This window comes from Cupriavidus sp. FW305-3-2-15-C-LB2, from assembly GCF_058787575.1.
Map to the genome: position 1 here is coordinate 86,445 of NZ_JBYSZW010000016.1, position 20,021 is coordinate 106,465.

The 20,021-nt window shown below is 66.8% G+C and carries 14 protein-coding genes and 1 tRNA gene; 3 read left to right on the forward strand and 12 right to left on the reverse strand.

Features of this window, described 5'->3' with window-relative positions; genetic code table 11:
* The first annotated feature begins 1 nt into the window (after position 1).
* Positions 2-2,572 (forward strand): cyanophycin synthetase, encoded by a 2,571-nt coding sequence (cphA, locus tag AC3WRR_RS14260; protein WP_010812978.1) that lies wholly within the window; start codon positions 2-4, stop codon positions 2,570-2,572.
* A 60-nt stretch (positions 2,573-2,632) separates the two neighbouring features.
* On the opposite strand, the gene AC3WRR_RS14265 is transcribed toward cphA, so the two are convergent.
* The 4 genes from AC3WRR_RS14265 to AC3WRR_RS14280 form a co-directional block, all read right to left on the reverse strand.
* Positions 2,633-3,292 (reverse strand): amino acid ABC transporter permease, encoded by a 660-nt coding sequence (locus AC3WRR_RS14265; protein WP_010812979.1) that lies wholly within the window; start codon positions 3,290-3,292, stop codon positions 2,633-2,635.
* A gap of 109 nt (positions 3,293-3,401) precedes the next feature.
* Positions 3,402-4,223 carry a transporter substrate-binding domain-containing protein gene (locus AC3WRR_RS14270; RefSeq protein WP_492297274.1) on the reverse strand — a complete coding sequence of 274 codons (822 nt, stop codon included), beginning with the start codon at positions 4,221-4,223 and terminating at the stop codon, positions 3,402-3,404.
* A gap of 200 nt (positions 4,224-4,423) precedes the next feature.
* The gene (locus tag AC3WRR_RS14275) at positions 4,424-5,335 is read right to left on the reverse strand and encodes a glutamate/aspartate ABC transporter substrate-binding protein (RefSeq protein WP_011614688.1); all 912 of its coding nucleotides are present in this window, start codon (positions 5,333-5,335) and stop codon (positions 4,424-4,426) included.
* Between the two features lie 121 nt (positions 5,336-5,456).
* Positions 5,457-6,740, reverse strand: a complete 1,284-nt coding sequence (locus AC3WRR_RS14280; RefSeq protein WP_037023958.1) for a D-amino acid dehydrogenase — start codon at positions 6,738-6,740, stop codon at positions 5,457-5,459.
* Between the two features lie 126 nt (positions 6,741-6,866).
* On the opposite strand from AC3WRR_RS14280, the gene AC3WRR_RS14285 reads away from it, so the two are divergent.
* Positions 6,867-7,847 (forward strand): LysR substrate-binding domain-containing protein, encoded by a 981-nt coding sequence (locus AC3WRR_RS14285; RefSeq protein WP_010812983.1) that lies wholly within the window; start codon positions 6,867-6,869, stop codon positions 7,845-7,847.
* Positions 7,848-7,929: 82 nt separating this feature from the next.
* Entirely contained in the window at positions 7,930-9,249 is a 1,320-nt protein-coding gene (gene paeA, locus AC3WRR_RS14290) for a polyamine export protein PaeA (RefSeq protein ID WP_010812984.1), read from the forward strand.
* Here paeA and AC3WRR_RS14295 read toward each other — a convergent pair.
* The 8 genes from AC3WRR_RS14295 to AC3WRR_RS14330 form a co-directional block, all read right to left on the reverse strand.
* The gene (locus AC3WRR_RS14295; RefSeq protein ID WP_492297294.1) at positions 9,131-10,261 is read right to left on the reverse strand and encodes a phosphatase PAP2 family protein; all 1,131 of its coding nucleotides are present in this window, start codon (positions 10,259-10,261) and stop codon (positions 9,131-9,133) included. The two genes, paeA and AC3WRR_RS14295, sit on opposite strands and share 119 nt — an antisense overlap.
* A complete protein-coding gene (locus AC3WRR_RS14300) occupies positions 10,254-11,183 on the reverse strand; it encodes a DUF1653 domain-containing protein (protein ID WP_439668633.1) in 930 nt (309 codons plus the stop codon). The genes AC3WRR_RS14295 and AC3WRR_RS14300 overlap by 8 nt, the downstream gene beginning before the upstream one ends.
* Before the next feature lie 219 nt (positions 11,184-11,402).
* Complete coding sequence (locus AC3WRR_RS14305; RefSeq protein ID WP_439668632.1) at positions 11,403-13,760, reverse strand: spermine/spermidine synthase domain-containing protein; 2,358 nt, start codon at positions 13,758-13,760, stop codon at positions 11,403-11,405.
* A gap of 64 nt (positions 13,761-13,824) precedes the next feature.
* Positions 13,825-14,784 (reverse strand): phosphatase PAP2 family protein, encoded by a 960-nt coding sequence (locus AC3WRR_RS14310; RefSeq protein WP_439668631.1) that lies wholly within the window; start codon positions 14,782-14,784, stop codon positions 13,825-13,827.
* A 1,012-nt stretch (positions 14,785-15,796) separates the two neighbouring features.
* A tRNA-Ser gene (locus AC3WRR_RS14315) sits at positions 15,797-15,886 on the reverse strand.
* A 90-nt stretch (positions 15,887-15,976) separates the two neighbouring features.
* Positions 15,977-17,281 (reverse strand): serine--tRNA ligase, encoded by a 1,305-nt coding sequence (gene serS / locus AC3WRR_RS14320; protein ID WP_010812988.1) that lies wholly within the window; start codon positions 17,279-17,281, stop codon positions 15,977-15,979.
* A 124-nt stretch (positions 17,282-17,405) separates the two neighbouring features.
* Entirely contained in the window at positions 17,406-18,773 is a 1,368-nt protein-coding gene (locus AC3WRR_RS14325; RefSeq protein WP_011614682.1) for a replication-associated recombination protein A, read from the reverse strand.
* Positions 18,774-18,842: 69 nt separating this feature from the next.
* Positions 18,843-19,976: an ABC transporter ATP-binding protein gene (locus tag AC3WRR_RS14330; protein WP_081050167.1), complete on the reverse strand. Its 1,134-nt coding sequence runs from the start codon at positions 19,974-19,976 to the stop codon at positions 18,843-18,845.
* Between the last annotated feature and the right edge of the window lie 45 nt (positions 19,977-20,021).

Sequence of the window (20,021 nt, forward strand, 5' to 3'; positions counted from 1 at the left end):
TATGGAAGTCTCACGTATCCGGGCCCTGCGGGGCCCGAACCTGTGGTGCCGCCACACCGCCATCGAGGCGATCGTGGCCTGCCAGGATGCCACCAACATGCTGTCGGCCCTGCCCGGTTTTGAAGACCGGCTGCGCGCCCGTTTCCCCGAAATCGGGCCGCTGCGCCCGGACGAGGAATCGGGCGAGCTGTCGCTGGCCCACGTGCTGGAAGTAACCGCGCTGCGCCTGCAGGCCGCCGCCGGCTGCCCGGTCACCTTCAGCCGCACCGCGCAGACGGTCGAACCCGGCACCTACCAGGTGATCGTGCAATACAGCGAGGAAGAAGTCGGCCGGCTTGCGTTCGAGCTGGCCGAGGCCCTGTGCCGCGCCGCGCGCAACGACACCCCGTTCGACCTGGCAGACGCGCTGCACCGCCTGCGCGAGCTGGACGAGGACGTGCGCCTGGGGCCCAGCACCGGCTCCATCGTCTACGCCGCCGTGGCGCGCGGCATCCCCTACCGGCGCCTGACGCAGGGCTCGATGGTGCAGTTCGGCTGGGGCAGCAAGCAGCGCCGTATCCAGGCCGCAGAGACCGACCGCACCAGCGCCGTGGCCGAATCGATCGCGCAGGACAAGGACCTGACCAAGACCCTGCTGCACGCCGCCGGCGTGCCGGTGCCGCTGGGCCGCTCGGTGCGCAGCGCCGAAGAGGCCTGGGCCGCAGCGCAGGAAATCGACGCCCCGGTGGTGGTCAAGCCGCGCGACGGCAACCAGGGCAAGGGTGTGGCGGTGCGCATCCGCACCCGCGAGGAAGTGATGACGGCCTACGAGGTCGCCTCGGACATCAGCTCGGACGTAATCGTCGAGCGCTATATCCCGGGCCATGACTTCCGCCTGCTGGTGGTCGGCAAGCAGCTGGTGGCGGCCGCGCGCCGCGACCCGCCGCAGGTCATCGGCGACGGCGTGCATACCGTGCGCCAGCTGGTCGAGGAAGTGAACCGCGACCCGCGCCGCGGTGAAGGCCATGCGACCTCGTTGACCAAGATCCGCTTTGACGACATCGCGCTGGCCACGCTGGCCAAGCAGAACCTGACCGCCGATTCCGTGCCGGCCAACGGCACGCGCGTGGTGTTGCGCAACAACGCCAACCTGTCCACCGGCGGCAGCGCCACCGACGTCACCGACGACGTCCACCCGGACATCGCCGCGCGTGCCGTGGCGGCGGCGCAGATGGTGGGCCTGGACATCGCCGGCGTCGACGCCGTGTGCGAGACCATGCTCAAGCCGTTCGAGGAACAGGCCGGCGGCATCGTCGAGGTCAACGCCGCGCCGGGCCTGCGCATGCACCTGCAGCCGTCGTACGGCAAGGGCCGCGCGGTCGGTGAAGCCATTGTCTCGACCATGTTCTCCGATGGCGACGATGGCCGCATCCCGGTGGTGGCCGTGTCCGGCACCAACGGCAAGACCACCACGGTCCGGCTGATCACCCACATCATGGCCACCAGCGGCCTGCGCATGGGCATGACCGGCACCGACGGCGTGTATATCCAGGGCGAGCGCATCGACACCGGCGACTGCAGCGGCCCGCGCAGCGCGCGCAACGTGCTGCTGCACCCGGACGTGGACGCCGCCGTGTTTGAAACCGCGCGCGGCGGCCTGCTGCGCGAAGGCCTGGCCTTCGACCGCTGCGACGTGGCGGTGGTGACCAACGTGGGCGAAGGCGACCACCTGGGCCTGTCCTACATCAACTCGGTGGAAGACCTGGCGGTGCTCAAGAGCGTGATCGTGCAGAACGTCGCGCCGCACGGCATGGCGGTCCTGAACGCAGCCGACCCGATGGTGGTGCGCATGGCCGACGCGTGCCCCGGCAGCGTCACCTTCTTCGCCCACGATCCCAACCAGCCGGCCATGGCCACGCACCGCGCGCAGGGCAAGCGCGTGGTGTTCGTGGACGGCGCCGACATCGTGGCGTCCGAAGGCGATACTGAAGTGCGCATCGCGGTAGCCGAGATCCCGCTGACGCGCAACGGCACCATCGGCTTCCAGGTCGATAACGCGATGTCGTCGATCGCCGCCGCGTGGGCGCTGGGCATCGACTGGCCGACCATCCGCCGCGGCCTGGCCACCTTCGTCAACGACGCGCAGACCGCCCCGGGACGCTTCAACGTGTTCGACTACCGCGGCGCCACGCTGATCGCCGACTACGGCCACAACCCGGATGCCATCCTGGCGCTGTGCAACGCTGTCGAGACCATCCCGGCCAAGCGGCGCATGGTGGTGATCAGCGGCGCGGGCGACCGCCGCGACGACGACATCCGCCGCCAGACCCAGATCCTGGGCGGCGTGTTCGATGAAGTCATCCTGTACCAGGACCAGTGCCAGCGCGGCCGCGCCGACGGCGAGGTGCTGGCGCTGCTGCGCGAAGGCCTGCAGGGCGCGCAACGCGCCGGCCAGGTCGAGGAGATCCGTGGCGAGTTCCTCGCCATCGATACCGCGCTGTCGCACCTGCAGCCGGGCGACCTGTGCCTGGTCCTGGTGGACCAGGTGGAAGAGGCGCTGGGGCATATCGCCAGCCGCATCGCGCAGGGCTGACCGGCCCGGCGATAAAAAAAGGCCAGCTCCGCAGAGCTGGCCTTTTTCTTTGCGCGCCGATCAGTGGCGCCCGGGCAGCGACAAGCGCCGCTCCAGCATATGCTGCACCCCCGACAGCCCCGTGCTCAGCACCCAGTAGATCGCCGCCACCGCCAGGTACAGAGGCAGCGGCTGGTAGGTGGCCGCGATCACCTCCTGCGCCGTGCGCAGCAGCTCGGTCACGGTGATGACCGATACCAGCGAGGTGTCCTTGATCAGGCTGATCAGGCTGTTGGACAGGCTTGGCACCGCCAGCCGCAGCGCCTGCGGGCCGATCACGTAGCGCAGTGCCTGCGCCGGCGTCAGGCCCAGGCTGTAGGCTGCCAGCCATTGGCCGCGCGACACGCCCAGGATGGCCCCGCGCATGCTCTCGGACAGGTAGGCGCCGACGTTCAGGCTCAGCGTCAGCACGCCCGCGGGCGTGGGCTCCAGCGCGATGCCGATGCCCGGCAGCCCGTAGTAGACGACAAAGATCTGCACCAGCAGCGGCGTGCCGCGCATGATGCTGACGTAGGTGCGCGCCGCCGCCTTGAGCACGCGGCTATGGCTGATGCCCATCAGCGCCACCACCGTGCCCAGCATCAGCCCGAACACCATCGACCACAACGCGAACTTGATGGTCAGCAGCGTGCCCTGCAGCAGCACTGGCAGGGAATCGGTGACAAGCTGGAGAGCGGACATGGGCGTGGCGGCGACAGAAGAATGAAAAAGAAAACGGCGCGGCAGCCATGCAGACCGCGGCGCCGCGACATGATACCGCCCGGCTTGCTGGCCGGCTTACCTGACTGGCTTACTTGATTGGCTTACCGGCGGGCCTGGTCACGTCGGTGCCGAACCACTTCACCGAGAGCTTGCCAAGCGTGCCGTCCTTGCCCAGGTCATCCAGCGCGTGGTTGATGGCCTGCGCGAACTTGGGGTTGTCCTTGCGGAACGGGATGGCCACCTGCGTGGTGGCACCCGCCACGATCGCGCCCGGTCGCAGCGGCAGGTTGGCGGACTTGACCAGGTAGGCGACCATCAGCCGGTCGTTCAGCGCGGCGTCGACGCGCTGTGCCGCGAGGTCGCGCAGGTACTCAGGCGCGCCGGGATAGGTCTTGACGTCGATGCCCGGCACCGACTTGGCCAGGTCGTTGAAATTGCTGCCCAGGCTGACGCCGAGCTTGTGGCCCTTCAGGTCTTCCAGCGACTTGAACTGGCGCTTGTCGTCCTTGCGCTGGATCAGCTGCGCATCCGAGTAGACGTAGGGCGTGGAGAAGTCCAGCACTTGCTGGCGCTGAGGCGTGACGTTGACCTGGTTGACGATCACGTCGAACTTGCCCGCCTGCAGGCCGGCAATGATGCCGCTCCACTCGGTGGTGACGAACTCCGGCTTCACCCCCAGCTTGCCCGCCACCGCACGCGCCACGTCCACGTCAAACCCTTCCAGCTCGTTCTTCGCGCCGCGGAAGCCGAACGGCGGATACGTGCCCTCCAGGCCGATCTTTAGCACGCCGGCCTGCTTGACGGTATCGAGCAGGTCGGCGGCCTGCGCCGCGGTGGACGCCAGCCCGGCGCCGGCAAGCAGCGAGGCAGCCAGCAGGGATTTGAGCCAGCCAGTACGAATCGATCGCATATGTTCTCCAGTGGATGCGGATAAGCAGTGTGGGGGACAGACAGCGCCGGAGGCCGCTTGTGAGGGCCGCCGGCCAGTTGTGCTGCTATGAGCCTATATCGGGCTCAACACTACCGCAAACACTATCGAGCGCTAAATACTGATTCATTATGGCTAAATAACCGCCGGACCTGATACGGCCCGGCCGTGGCGCCCTGCCCTTACTGGTAGGCCTTGTCGTTGGGCGCCGCGAACAGCGCCTTCATGTCGGCCGAGAGCGGGTAGTTCATGTTGATGCCGCGCGGCGGGATCGGCGACATGAACCACTTGTTGTACAGCTTCTCGGCACGGCCGCTGGTCTGCAGGTCTGCGATCACGCCGTCGGCCAGCTTCTTGAACGAGGGATCGTCCTTGCGGAACATGCAGGCGTAGTTCTCGGTCTGCAGCGGCGCGCCGACCACCACCCAGTCGGCCGCGCTCTTGGCCTTGGTGCGCTCGCCGTACAGCAGCGGCTCGTCCATGACGAAGGCAGCGGCGCGGCCGGTCTCCAGGATCAGGAAGGACTGGCCGTGGTCCTTGGTGCTGATCAGGTTCATGTTCATGGCCTTCTCGCCGTTCATCTTGACCAGCAGGCGCTCGCCGGTGGTGCCGGCGGTGGTGACCACATTGCGGTCCTTCAGGTCGGTGAACTCCTTCACGCCCGAATCCTTCCTGGTCAGCATCTTGATGCCGTAGACGAACATGCTGTTGGAGAACGCCACCTGCTTCTGGCGCTCCAGGTTGTTGGTGGTGCTGCCGCATTCGATGTCGATGGTGCCGTTCTGCACCAGCGGGATGCGGTTCTGCGAGGTGATCGGGGTCAGGCGCATCTGCAGGCCGGGCATCTTCAGTTCGCTCTTCACCTTGTCGACAATCTGCAGCAGGATCTCGTGCGAATAGCCCATGACCTCCTTGCCGTCGGTGTATGAGAACGGGATCGACGATTCGCGATAGCCAAGCGAGATCACGCCGCTGTCCTTGATCTTCTTCAGCGTGTCGCCATCGGCGGCATGGGCGGCGCCGGCGGCCAGCAGCAGCGTGGCGGCCGCAAGCGCGCGGCGGGTGGCGGATCGGTGGGGGTGCAGTGATTGCATGTGGCGCTCCTTGTAGTGGGGCTTGGTCATTGAGGCATGTTTCGTGGACGGCGTCGTGGCTTGCGGACGCACGGGTACGGCATGAACCAACACTTGCCTGCGGCGCTAGCGGGACAGGACGTTAGGCGCACGCAGCATCAAAATCCTCTGCTTCGATGGCCGGACGGCGCCCTGCCAGCCGGTCGGCCAGCAGGCCGGCGCTGCCCATCGCCAGCGTAAAACCGAGCGCGCCATGGCCCAGGTTCAGCCATAGCCCGGACACCCGCGACGGCCCCACCAGCGGCAGGCCGTCCGGCGTGGCCGGGCGCAGCCCGGCCCACGGCTGCAGCTGCGCCAGCGGCAGCTCGGGCACGATGCCCTCGAACAGCGCGCGTGTCTGTGCCACCAGCGTGCCGACCCGCTCCGGGTCGATGCGGGTGCCGCCGCGCACCAGGTCGGCCATGCCCGCCACCCGCAGTGTATTGCCGATGCGCGCGTAGACGATCTTGTTGGCAAAGTCCGTCACGCTGATATGCGGCGCGCGCGTGCCGCTGGCCAGCGGCACCGTGATGCTGTAGCCCTTGAGCGGCCACAGCATCGGCCGCACGCCCAGCGGGCGCAGCAGCGGCACGCTGCCGATGCCGCCGGCCACGATCACTACGTCGGCCGGCACCACGCCGCTGGCGGTCCGCACGCCGGTCACGCGCCCACCCTGCTGCACCAGCTCTTGCACGACGGTGCCGAAGCGCATCGACACCCCGGCGTGCGCCCCGTCTTGCAGCAACCGTGCCAGCGACAGGCAGAAGCGGTGGCAGTCGCCCACTTCCTCGCTCGGCGTGTAGATGGCGCCGGCAATCTCGTTGCGGATGCCGGCCAGCGCGGGCTCCAGCGCCACGCAGGCATCGCGGTCCAGCGCCTGCTGCTCGCAACCCAGGCTGGCCTGGTAGTCCAGCAGCCGGCAGGCCGCATCGAACGCCGCCGCATCGCGGTGCACAACCAGTTTGCCGCGCCGCGCAAAATCGAAACCGGCGCCAACATCGTCATGCTGGTGCCGGGCCACGAAAGCCTGCATCAGGTCGCGTGAATAGAACCCCAGCCGCAGCAGCTTGCGCGTGGTGGCTTCACTGGTGGCGGCATTGCAGGCGCCCATGAAGGCTGCCAGCCAGCGCCACTGCGCCGGGTCGGCCGCGGGCCGGAAGCGCATCGGCGAATCGCGCCGCAGCAGCCAGCCCGGCACCTTGGCCATCACGCCCGGCCCGGCCAGTGGCGCCACATAGCTGTAGCTGAGCTGCCCGCCATTGGCAAAGCTGGTCTCCTCGGCCGGCCCGTCGTGGCGCTCCAGCACCATCACCTGGTGGCCGTCCTCGGCCAGGCGCCACGCCGTCGTCATGCCGACCACGCCGGCGCCCACAATCACTACCTGCATTGCCATCCCTTGATTGCTTTTTCCCGATCCGGCAAAGCGTAGTGCAGGCGGCGCGGATTGCCCAATGCGAATACGTGCCAGAATATGTCATCAGGCTATGGATACCTGCCCGCTTCCCGGATTGCCATGCGCTTGCGCCAGATCGAAGTCTTCCGCGCCGTGATGCTGACCGGCACCGTCAGCGAGGCCGCGCGCCTGCTGCACGTGTCCCAGCCGGTGGTCACGCGCGTGCTGCAGCACGCCGAGGCCTCGCTCGGCTTTCGCCTGTTCGAGCGGGTGCGCGGCCGGCTGCAGGCCACGCCCGAGGCCAATGCGCTCTATGGCGATGTCGAAAGGCTATATGGCGAGATCGAGCGCGTGCGCCGGGTCTCGGAAAGCCTGCGCCACAAGGGCGCCGGGCGGCTGCGCGTGGCCGCCACCCCCAGCCTGGCCAACCCGCTGCTGGTGCCGGCGGTGCGGCGCTTCTGCGCGCGCCACCCGGACACGCAGGTGCAGGTGCTGACCCACCATACCGACGAGATCGTCGGGGCGCTGCTGGCCAACCAGATCGACCTGGGCTTTGCCTTTGCGCCGCCGGGCCACGAGGCCATCGCCAGCGAGCCGGTGGCCAGCGGCCGCATGCTGCTGGCGGTGCCGCGCGGCCAGCCGCTGCCCGCCGGCGGGCGCCGCCAGGTGGTGCCGATGCAGCGGCTGATGGAGCGCGCCTTCATCGGCTATGACGACAACAGCTCGCTCGGGCTGCTGGTGCGCCAGACCCTGGCCCGGCACGCGCTGGAGCCGCGCTCGACGCTGGAGGTGCAGACCTATTCGCTGGCGCTGGCCCTGGTCGATGCGGGGCTGGGCGTGACCCTGCTGGACCAGTACACCGCGCTCAGCGCCAGCCCCGAGCGGGTCGCGCTGCACGACGTGGCGCCAGTGCTGCCGTTCGAGGTCCAGATGCTGCGCGCCAGCCATCGCGCCGGCTCCAGCCTGGCCGACGACCTGCGCGCGCAGTTTGCGCTGGCCGCCGCGGAACTGGCCGCAACGCTGCCGCAGCGGCTGGAAGCGCCAGCCGCCAGCTTTGACGCCACGCCCCGGAGCCGCGATCGAGGTCCGCCTGATGTCTGACTGATGTCCGATTGACAGCCGCGCGCGGCGTGCACCATCATCAAGCCGCCTGCAGGCACAACCTGCGTGCGCCAAACCGCCTATGTTCGTCCTGACCCTGATCGCCCTTGTCCTTGTCAGCGCCTTTTTCTCGGTCTCCGAGATCGCGCTGACCGCCGCGCGCCGCACCAAGCTGCAAGTCCTGTCGGAGCGCGGCGATGGCCGCGCCACGCGCGTACTGCGGCTCAAGGAAGAGCCCGGGAATTTCTTCACGATCGTGCAGATCGGCGTCAACAGCGTGGCCATCCTGGCCGGTATCCTCGGCGAGAAGCATGTATCGGACCTGCTGCTGGAAACGCTGTCGCCCTATATGCAGGTGGTCCACGCCCAGCGCGTGGCCAATATCGGCTCGTTCCTGATCGTGACGCTGCTGTTCATCCAGTTTGCCGACCTGATCCCCAAGCGCATCGCTATGACCTTCCCCGAGCGGTGCGCGGTGGCGGTGATCGACCCGATGCTGACGCTGCTGCGCGTGCTCAAGCCGCTGGTCTGGATCTTCAACGCCGCCGCCGATGCCACGCTGCGGCTGCTGCGCCTGCCGACCAAGCCGGTCGACCAGATCACCACCGAGGACATCGCCGCGATGGTCGATGCCGGCGCCGAAGCCGGCGTGCTGCACAAGCATGAACTCCACCTGATCGAAAACGTGTTCGAGCTCGAGTTCAAGAGCATTACCGCGATCATGACGCCGCGCGACGACGTGGTCTACCTGAGTCTCGACGAACCCGCCGACAGCGTGCGCCGCAAGCTGGTCAACCAGCCGCACGCGCAATACCCGGTGTGCGGGCACGACCTCGACGACGTGCAGGGCTATATCGATTCCAAGGACATCCTGCAGCTGCTGCTGGCCGACGAGAGCGCCACCGTGATCAACAATATCGGCCGCCACCACGACAAGAACGTGCTGGTGATCCCCGACACGCTGACCCTGTCCGAGGCGCTCACGCGCTTCCGCGAGATGCACCAGAACTTTGCCGTGGTGATGAACGAATACGGGCTGGTGGTGGGCATCGTCACGCTGGACGATATCGTCGGCGCGCTGATGGGAGACATCCTGTATTCCAGCGAGGACGAGCAGATCGTGCGGCGCGACGACAGCTCCTGGCTGGTCGACGGCCTCACCCCGCTGGTGGACCTGAAGAAGGCGCTGGATCTCGACACCCTGCCCGGCGAGGACTATGTCGACACCGCGGCCGGGCTGGTGATCTATTCGCTCAAGCGCATCCCGAAGAAATCCGAGTCGATCACCGTGGCGGGCTATCGCTTCGAAGTGCTGGACATCGACCATCACAAGATCGACCAGCTGCTGGTGTCGCGCCTGCCGCAGGCGCCGGAAGCCGAAGCGCCGCCACGGCTGGCGTAGGCGCGACGGCCTGCCGGTAGCGCTCCAGCGTATCCGGCAGCCGGAACCACGCCACATAGCTGAACGCCACCACCACCGCTGCCGCCGCCACCGCGCCCAGCCGCCATGGCGCCACCGATTCCTTCGGCGCCGGCACGTGCAGCGTGCGGTAAGCCGTGCCGAGCAGCGCGATCCATGCCAGCCCCAGCGCATAGCCTGCAGCGACATCCGACAGCCAGTGCATGCCCAGGTACAGCCGCGATACCCCGATCGCCGCCACCGCCACCACGGTCAGTGCCAGCACCGGGATGCGCACGCGCCACGGCTGGCGCAGGCACATCAGGAAGGCCAGGAAGCCATAGGTGACCATGCTGCTGGTGGCGTGCCCGCTGGGGAAGGAATACGATTCCAGGCCGCTGTAGATGCTGGCCGGGCGCATGCGCGTCATGCCCAGCTTGAGCGCCATCACGCAGGCGCGCGCCCCTAGCAGCGCGGCGGCCCAGTACAGGGCCACGGTCCAGGCGCGCCGCCAGCACAGCCACGCGAACACCGCCACGCCCACCGTCAGGGAAATGCGCGCGCCGCCCAGTTCGGTCACTGCCACCATCGCGATATCGAGCCAGTCGGTGCGCAGGGCACGCAGCCATGCAAACACGATCTGGTCGATGCGCACCACGCCCCCGCTTTCTGCGACCTCGCCGGCCAGCCAGAACAGGGCGCTGCCGCAGGCCAGCAGCACGGCGCCGGCCAGCAGGACCACCAGCAGCTCGGCCATGTCGCGCTCGAGCATGCGCAGCGTGAGCGTGCTCAGCCGGCGCGGCTGTGCGGCCACGCGCGCGGACAGTGCGCCGGCCCCCCACACGCGCCACCGGTCCAGCCAGCGCACCACCGGCCGCAACAGCGCCACCAGCAGCGGCACCAGGCTCAGCAGCAGCACCGTCACCAGCGTGAACAGCGCCAGCAGCCCGAGCGCCGTGCCCGGCGTGAGCCAGGCCTCGGCGAAGGCGCTCGCGCCTGCCGGCACGTCAATCACGGGACCCACCCGCGGCGCCGACGATGCGGGCGATATTGGCGCGCGCCGGCGCCTCGCAGTCGGCAAAGGCGTCGGTCAGGAATAGTCGCGGGCGCTGCGCCAGCTTGCCCAGGAACGCCGCGCGGCGGCGCATGAATTCAGTCTCCAGCGCCTCCCCCTGGAGACCGGTGCGAGCGGCCAGCATGGCGCGGTTCTCGGCGAACACATCCAGGCTGTGGGCATCGAACATTTCCGAAGCCGCGGCCAGCCTGAGCAGGTCGAGATCGAGCACGGTGTCGGCGCCGGCAATGCTCGGGCCATGGCCGCGCGTATCGAGCACGATCTGCGCGGCACGATCCAACACCGCGCGGTCCTCGCCGGGCGCCACCGTTTCGATCAGCGCGGCTGAGGCGGCTTCGTTGTGCCCGCACCCCGCCACATAGACCGCGTCGTGGCACAGCACCGCCAGCGCCTGCGCGCGGTCCAGCGCAATGCCGCGCGCGTGGGCGGTCTCGAACATCTCCAGGATATGGCGGCTGTCGTGGTAGTGCCGGTACGGCGTATCGTGCAGCGCCAGCACATCGAGCACCGCCTGGCGGGGCAGGAAGTCCAGGCACGCCAGCGCCGCGGGCCAGGCGGGCGCAAAGCGCGGCACCTCGCCCTGCGGCGTGGCCACCGGTTCGCTGAACACATCGGCGCGGCGCACCCACAGCAATGAGGGATCGCGCATCGCGCGGTAGACCACCACGGGCGCGAGATCGGCCTCGAAGCGGCCGATGCCGACTGCCGTGTAGGCGCCGCCCTTGTAGTGCCGGTACGGCATGCCGGCGACCAGGTTGGGGTCGGCCGGCAGTTCGGCCGGATCGCCGTGGAAGGCCGGTGCTGGGGGTTGGCTGGCGGGTGGCTGTGTCATGGTGCGGCATCCTGCGTTGCGGATCGCCATGATAGTGCACCCGGCAGCGCGTCCGGTACGCAGGCCAGTGCGGCGGCCCATGCCCGCCGCATAAAGAACTGGCCTCGGAAAGGCAAAACCGACGCGCACTTTCGTGGGCGTCGGCCGATCTCGCGTCTGTCTTGAGGCCAGGAACTGCGATTGCAGCGACGACCATATCCAGTCGGTCGACGAGGAAATCCAGCAGCACCTTTATCGGATCGACAGCGCTCACTCGAGACCCATCAAGTGACGCCATTCGGTACCCATATTGTCGTCGGTGACCTGCCTCAGCCCAACGGTGCGGGCCAGGATGCGCGGACAGGTTTCCATGGGATCATCGCGATGAGAGCTGTCAGCGTGCAGCGAGGATTCCCACTGGGTCATCCAGGCATTTGCGACGATGCGGTCTTGGCCGCGACCCACGTCGACGATCGGCCGGCCATCGATGCGATAGGCTTCCAGAGTGCGGCGGAGGTGTTCGAAGTCCCAGGCCAGCGGTGCACGCGACACAACCATATGGTTGCTGAAACGCGCCCCGTGGGGGAATGCCAGACAAGCCGTGCGCTGAACCCGCTCCGAATCGGTGGTGTTGTAGTAAAGGACTCCCCCTGGCGTCAAGTGGGCATCGGCCAGTTGAAGGAATTCGGCGGACAGCAGATTAGTGGCATTGGCCCTGAAATGCCAAGTCGTATTAGAGACGATAGCGTCAAAGCGCCGTTCGCGGTTCATGCGCAACCAGCGGCGTCCGTCGTCAATCACGAGAGTCACCTTGGGGTTGCTCAGTATCGATGCAACTTCCGCCGAACCCGCCACCAACTCAACGTAGCCGGGATTGATCTCCACGATTGTCAGCGATCGCACCTCCGGATTGTTGGCAATCACCTGCGCCCACGAACCGGATGAAAGTCCGATCATCAGCACGTCGCGCGGGTGGCGGTGGAACAGGTTCAGCGCATAGGGACGAAAGATGCCATTTGTGTCATGCCGCAGATCGACGTTAAAACGGCCGTCATACATACCGCCGCCATACACCGTACCCTCCCGATCGACTGTGATGATGCCGCTGCGGGTTTCGATCACGTGGGCGAAAGGCCCCTTGGCGTCGGGTGAACCTTTCCATAACAGCGTTTCCAGTACGCCGTTACTAAGCGCAGGCAGCGCCGCTACGGTCAACATGCCGATAGCGGCGGCCCAGCCGACATGCCAGCGCTTCACCACCGGTGGCAGAGGCAGCCATACGTGCAGCAACAAGGAACATGCGACACCAGCCCCCACCAGCACCATGGAAATGCTGACCAGTCCGAGATGCTCCATCAGGACAAACCCGGTAAGGATGCTGCCCGTGACAGAGCCGACTATGTTGGCGAGATAGAGTAGCGCAATGCGCATGCCGGCATGGCCATCGGGGGACACGCCCCAATGGGCCAGGCAAGGTAGCAGCGCCCCCCAGTTGCGGGCCACCACGAACACCGCCAGCAGCGAGACGCCAAGCTGCGCGCCACCGGGCACGGGGAAATGCGCCAGCAGTGGCAGAAACAGCAAGCCCGCCAGATTGGCCTTGAACAGCGAGCCTGCCAACTGCCGCATGCCGTCCTCGAGCGCCCCGCCGCACCACTCCCCCGCCTGGCGCGATCCCGAGGCGATGCCGATCAAAAATGCTCCCAAGGTAGCCGCGAAAGCCGAGGCGCCGCTCCCGGAGGCATAAGACACCGTGCGGAAGAAGAAGATCTCATATGAGAGCGAGATCGCCCCGCCAGCACAAGCCAGGGCCAGCACCGCGCCAAAGGGCAGGGCCGGTGTAGCAGTCGGTAGAACCTGCGATTGTGCCGCGCCCGTATCGCCCCCACCACTGTCGCGCCAGTGCGCGACCAACGCCCCGACCGCCACCGCTGCATTGATGGCAACCGCCACGTACACCGCAGCCTGCATGCCGAGAAAAGGGAACAGCAACGCCGTACAGACTAGGCAAGCGACGCCAGCCCCCAAGGTATTGACGTAGTAGAGCAAGCCGACGGAGCTGCCGACGTTACCAGAGCGTCGAGCCAGATGACCGACCAGGACCGGCAGCGTGGCGCCCATGAGCAGCGTCGGCACCAGCACCAGCGCCAACGCCACTGCCGCTGTCGCGCTTAACGGCAGACCCAGCGCAAGGGTGCCAACCCGGTCGAAAACATCAAGCGACACGAGGCCGAAGGCTCCAGTGAGAAGCTCGATGGCAGCCAGCAGCGGAAGCAAGGCAAGGCCGCGTCGTTTCGACAGCAACCCGCCCGCGAGACTGCCGAGCCCAAGCCCCAGCATGAAGGCGGTGACAACGATAGTCACCGACTCGATATTGACACCAAGAATCCGAAACAGAGCGCGTTGCCATATCAGCTGGTAAATAAGAGCCGGAAAACCGGAAAAGAAAAACAAGATACAGAGGGTATGCGTCCAACGTGGCGCAGTGGCATCCGCCGGGGCTTTGCCGCCGTCTTGAACCCGTGTTGCCGTCGGCAATGCGGTTGCGATCAAGTTTCTCGATTTCATGGTTCCCCCCTCCAGCCGACGATTATTCTTGTCGGTCGTGCGTTCGTGGTTCGAATACATCCGAAACACACCTCCTCAGCCGCACAGCCAGCCAATGCAAAAAGGGCATGCGGCGCGCTCCGGCTCAGACCGGCTGAGGCGCTGCGGCTGGTTCCGCCCTTACTGGCGCGCCCCTGCCGGCAAGCAAGCGCAGCGCGCCTGCTGTCACCACCCACAATCCCACGCCAGCCACAACATCGATAAGAAAGTGGCCACCCTCGGTGGGTGTAGACACGATCATCAACAGGTTAAGCAGGCCGATGATCACCACGCCCACCCGCGTCCAGCGCATCGCCTGCACAAAGAACAGCGCCATGGCCGTGTGATAGGAGGGAAGCGATACCAGGCCCTGCATTTGTGCGAGGTCGAACACCCGCATCGACCCTTCACGCAGCGCGCTGAAGTGTGAAACGGTCGCCATTTCTGCAGGACTCGCCACGCCGAAGAAAACGAAGGCCCCCGCGGCCGGCCACGGTGCCGCAATCAGCAGCAGGAGCACGGATGAGAGCATCAGATTGGAAAGGAACTCCCGCAAGTAAGCAGCCCGCCCAAGCAATCCGACTAGCATTGGCACCAGCACCAGTTGAGGCAGACCGCTGGCGTAGGCCAACTGCAAAACGACGTTCAGCGTCGACTGCGCCCGCACCCAGGCATAGGCCCGCAGCCAATCAAAGCCTAGCATCGCATCCAATGCCGCCAGCCTGGCGTCCACCAATGGAGGGGCCAGCGTGACAAGCAAGTAGGACAAGACGCACGTGACACTGGTGAATGCGACCAGCAACGCGCCACACTGCGCTACCAGTGCCAGGCGTCGGTAGTGCAATCCGCGCGAAGTCGTCGTTATGCGTGGCAGGCCCGCAATCAAACTCAGCACCAGGGAGATGGCCGCCAGCATGGCCACCGCCAGGCAACGCGAGACTAGACCGCTATGCGTCACCGAACGCCCGCTGGCCATCAGCCAGACAAAATCCAGCACCAGAATCACGAGCACAATCGCCCATCGAATAGCGTCGCTGCGGGTAAACACCCTAGTATCGATTGTCATTTTGCAGCCCCCCCCCGGAACCGTACGACGGCAAACCTAGGCATGCTTGAGGACGCATGGCGCATCCACTCGCCAACCTTCGGCGAGCCGACCTGCCTGCACTTTCTTTGCTCCAATCTCGGCGTTATGACCCCACACCCACCCCATATCGTTCGCGGAGGTCCTTGTACTTGACCTGCTTGTGTCCGCCGCGAGGATGTCCTGGGCGTAGTTCTGGGCCTGCACGGTCTTGGACTGTGCGAAGTCACACTTCACGCTTTGGTAAAAGGCTGGCGCAGCATAGCCCTGCCGGAACTCGCGATGGATTGGCCCAATGGCCGTCCCGGAAGCGCCCGAACAGATGAGCTCTTTGCGAGAGCAATCGTCCGACATGGTTTGGGCTGTCTTCCAGCCGTCCGGCGAATTAAGCAGTCCTGTCCAGAATCGCTGCCCGACGGCGCACCCATTCTGGTCGAAGAACATCTCGCTGCCGGTGGACGTTGTTGCCTCCCACCCGACAACATATGACTTGTAGTCGTTGCGTTGGCAGGAAGTCGTGGCGCACGCGCCCGGCAACAAGGTGGTGGCTGGAACCGCCACATTTAAACGCCTCATGACTCCCCCCCGGGTAAGGCTTCGCTAAATCTTGCGACAGTTCTGCCACGGGAGGCATCCGCCAAAAGTAGGAGGGCTGGCAAGTCTCAGGAGGAGGGGGCCCGTTATCAGCCTATCTTCAGCACGGCTTGATCGCTCGGGCATTTAGCAATAAGGACGTTTATCCGCTGGGCGTCTAGTCATGTTCGAACTGGTTGCCAGCGAGTCGACGCACGTGCCGCACGAAACCAGGCCCGTATCGCCAGCCGGCGGCTCCCCATGCGAGAGTCCATCGCGTACGTCGGCTAGCGCTTGCGCCATCCCTCGGAGGGGGGCGCGCCAGAAAAACAAAACCGACGCGCACTTTCGTGGGCGTCGGCCTGAGTTTTACTACACTGTTTTTGCCTGTCCGGTGGTCGAGCCGGGCAGCTTCTTATTTTGGCGGAGAGGGTGGGATTCGAACCCACGGTACCGTCGCCGGTACGCCTGATTTCGAGTCAGGTACATTCGACCACTCTGCCACCTCTCCGGTAACTTGTTGCCGTGTGGCGAAACCAAAATTATAGCCATGTCCGGCCAGCCAATGCAATAGGCTGGCAGCGGATTTTTTCGGTTCGCTTTACATCTCCGGTTCCAGGCGGGTGATGCCGCCCATGTACGGCTGCAGCGCGGCCGGCACGGTGACAGAGCCGTCTGCGTTCTGGTAGTTCTCGAGGATCGCCACCAGCGTGCGGCCCACGGCCAGCCCGGAGCCGTTGAGGGTGTGCACCAGCTCCGGCTTGCCCTGCCCCGCGCGCATGCGCGCCTGCATGCGGCGCGCCTGGAAGTCGCCCATATTCGAGCACGAGCTGATCTCGCGGTAGGTGTTCTGCGCGGGGATCCACACTTCGAGGTCGTAGGTCTTGGTGCTGCCGAAGCCCATGTCGCCGGTGCACAGCACGATGGTGCGGAACGGCAGCTCCAGCTTCTTCAGGATTGCCTCGGCGTGGCCGGTCAGTTGTTCCAGCGCCTCGAACGACTGCGCGGCCGGCACCACCTGCACCAGCTCGACCTTGTCGAACTGGTGCTGGCGGATCATGCCGCGCGTGTCCTTGCCGTACGAGCCGGCCTCCGAGCGGAAGCACGGCGTATGCGCGACAAAGCGCAGCGGCAGCTTCTCGCCGGCGACGATGGCGTCGCGCACGATATTGGTCAGCGGCACCTCGGCGGTCGGGATCAGGTAGAAGTTCTCGATGCGCTCGCCGTCTTCGCTGCCGACCTTGCGCGGCACCTTGAACAGGTCTTCCTCGAACTTGGGCAGCTGGCCGGTGCCGCGCATCGAGGCGGCGTTGACCATGTACGGCACGTACATCTCGGTGTAGCCGTGTTCCTGCGTATGGGTGTCGAGCATCAGCTGGACCAGCGCGCGGTTCATGCGCGCCAGGCCGCCGCGCAGCATCGAGAAGCGCGAACCGGTGACCTTGACCGCGGTGTCGAAGTCCAGGCCCAGCTTCTCGCCCACGTCGACGTGGTCGCGCACGGCGAAGTCAAACTGGCGCGGCTCGCCCACGCGGCGCACTTCAACGTTCTGGGTTTCGTCGTTGCCCACCGGCACGCTTTCATGCGGCAGGTTGGGGATGGCCAGCATCAGCTCGGCCAGGTGCGCCTGGATCTCGTCCAGCCGCGCGGCCGAGGCCTTGAGCGTGTCGCCGATGCCGCCAACTTCCGCCATCACGGCCGAGGCGTCCTCGCCCTTGCCCTTGAGCATGCCGATCTGCTTGGACAGGCTGTTGCGGCGCGCCTGCAGTTCCTCGGTCTGGGTCTGCAGTTGCTTGCGTTCGGCTTCAAGTGCCTGGAACGCCGCAACGTCGAGTTGGTAGCCGCGCGTGGCAAGGCGTTGCGCCACGGCGTCGATGTCTTTGCGGAACAGCTGGATGTCGAGCATGTTGCTTTGGTGAAGTGCAGGGCCAGCGACATGCCGGCGGACCCGCCATTTTACTGCACCGGCCCCGTCCGGCGCGAACCGGGCGATGCCAGGCCAGCGCCGTGTTGCCGGCTCACGCCACCGCTCACTCCCCGCCCTTGCCGCCGTCCTTTGGCTTGGCCACGCGCTGCTCGCGATGCCAGGCGGCATCCAGCTCGCGCAGGTGGCGCAGCTTCTCGGCGATCTTGCCCTCCAGCCCGCGCGGCACCGGCTGGTACCAGTCCTGGGCCTTGAGGTCGTCCGGGAAGTAGTGCTCGCCGGCGGCGTAGGCCTCGGGCTCGTCGTGCGCGTAGCGGTAGGCGTGGCCGTGGCCAAGCTCCTTCATCAGCTTGGTCGGCGCGTTGCGCAGGTGCACCGGCACCGCACGCGACTTGTCCTTGGCGACGAAGGCGCGCGCCGCGTTGTAGGCGTTGTAGCCGGCGTTGGACTTGGGCGCCACGGCCAGGTAGATCAGGGCCTGGCCCAGCGCCAGCTCGCCCTCGGGCGAGCCAAGGCGCTCATAGGTCTCGGCCGCGTCCAGCGTGATGCGGGCGGCACGGGGATCGGCCAGGCCGATATCCTCCCATGCCATGCGCACGATGCGCCGCGCCAGGTAGCGCGGGTCGGCGCCGCCGTCGATCATGCGGCAGAACCAGTACAGCGCCGCGTCCGGGTCCGAGCCGCGCACGGACTTGTGCAGCGCGCTGATCTGGTCGTAGAAGGCGTCGCCGCCCTTGTCGAAGCGGCGCAGGTTTTCCGACAGCGCGCTGCCCAGCAGCGCGGTATCGATCTGCGCGGCGCCGGCGGTGCGCGCGGCACGCGCCACGATCTCGATATTGTTCAGCAGCTTGCGCCCGTCGCCATCGGCCGAGGCCACGATCAGCTGCAGCGCTTCGTCCTGCCAGCTCAGGTCGCCCGCCTGTGCGCCGAGTTCTTCGCTGGCGCGCAGCGCCAGCTGGGTCAGCTCGGCATCGTCCAGGCTCTTGAGCACATAGACCGCAGCGCGCGACAGCAAGGCGCCGTTGACTTCGAACGAGGGGTTCTCGGTGGTGGCGCCGATAAAGGTGAAGAGCCCGCTTTCCACATGCGGCAGGAAGGCATCCTGCTGGCTCTTGTTGAAACGGTGGACTTCGTCGACGAACACCAGCGTGCGCCGGCCGTGCGCGCGAAACTGCTCGGCGCGCTCGACCGCCTCGCGGATGTCCTTGACCCCCGACAGCACCGCCGACAGCGCGATGAACTCGGCGTCGAAGGCACTGGCCATCAGCCGCGCCAGCGTGGTCTTGCCCACGCCCGGAGGGCCCCACAGGATCATCGAATGCGGCTCGCCGGACTCGAACGCCACGCGCAGCGGCTTGCCCGCACCGAGCAGGTGCTGTTGCCCGATCACCTCGTCGATGGTGCGCGGGCGCAGGCGCTCGGCCAGCGGTTGCCGGGAACGGTCGGGAGTATCGGAAAACAGCGTGTCCGCCACGGTATTCAAGCCTTGTGAATGCAGAACGCCACAGTGTAGACCATCGGCGCCCTGCCCCTGCGTGGCACGCTAGGCGGCAAATGCCACCACATCCTCGATCTCGACACGGATGCCGATGCGCTCGCCCACGGCATGGTTGTGGTGGGACGGCACCAGCGCCAGTACGCGGCCGCCGCTGGCCAGGCGCAGCGTGTACAGGATCTCGGCGCCGCGGAAGGCCTTGTGGACCACCTCGGCGCGCATCGGGCTGGCGTCGTCGTGGATGATGTCATCGGGGCGCACCAGCACGTCTACGGCGGCGCCAGCGGGCAGCGCCAGCGGCGCCGCGGGGCGCAGCAGGCCCAGTTCCAGTTCAATCTCCGCGGTCTCGCGCAACCGCCCCGCCATCAGCACGCCCTGCCCGATAAAGCCCGCGACAAAGCGCGATATCGGCCGGTGGTAGAGGTCGTGCGCGCTGCCCCACTGCTCGATCACCCCGTCGTGCATGACCCCGATCTCGTCGGCCATGGCAAAGGCCTCGTGCTGGTCGTGGGTGACCAGGATCGCGGTGGTGCCCTGCGCCTTCAGGATCGCGCGCACCTCCAGGCTCAGGCGTTCGCGCAGGTCGACATCGAGGTTGGAGAACGGCTCGTCGAGCAGCAGCAGCTCCGGGCGCGGTGCCAGCGCGCGCGCCAACGCCACGCGCTGCTGCTGGCCGCCGGAAAGCTCATGCGGATATTTGCGGCCCGCGCCGGCCAGTCCGACCAGCTGCAGCACCTCGTCCACGCGCGCCGCGCGCCCGGCGCGGCTGGCGCGCACCAGGCCGAAACCCACGTTGGCCGCCACGTCCAGGTGCGGGAACAGTGCATAGTCCTGGAACACCATGCCGATGCGGCGCTGCTCCGGCGCCAGCATCGCCCCGGACGACGACACGACCTGCCCGTCCAGCACGATGCGGCCGTCCTGCAGCGGCTCGAAACCGGCGATGGCACGCAGCACCGTGGTCTTGCCGCAGCCGCTGGGCCCCAGCAGGCAGGCGATATTGCCGCGCGCCACCGAGAACGACAGCCCCTTGACCACCACATGGCGGCCAAAAGCGTGACGGATATGGTCGACCTCGATGACAGCGGCGCCAGCGCCAGTGACGTCAGCAACGCCTGCGCGGGTCGCCGGCCGGCTGCGGGCCTGGGCGCCGGGCAAGCGTGAATAGGAATCGGTTCGCATGTGCGCATTATAGGGACGCGGCCGGGGGCCGTGAGCGCCTTTCGG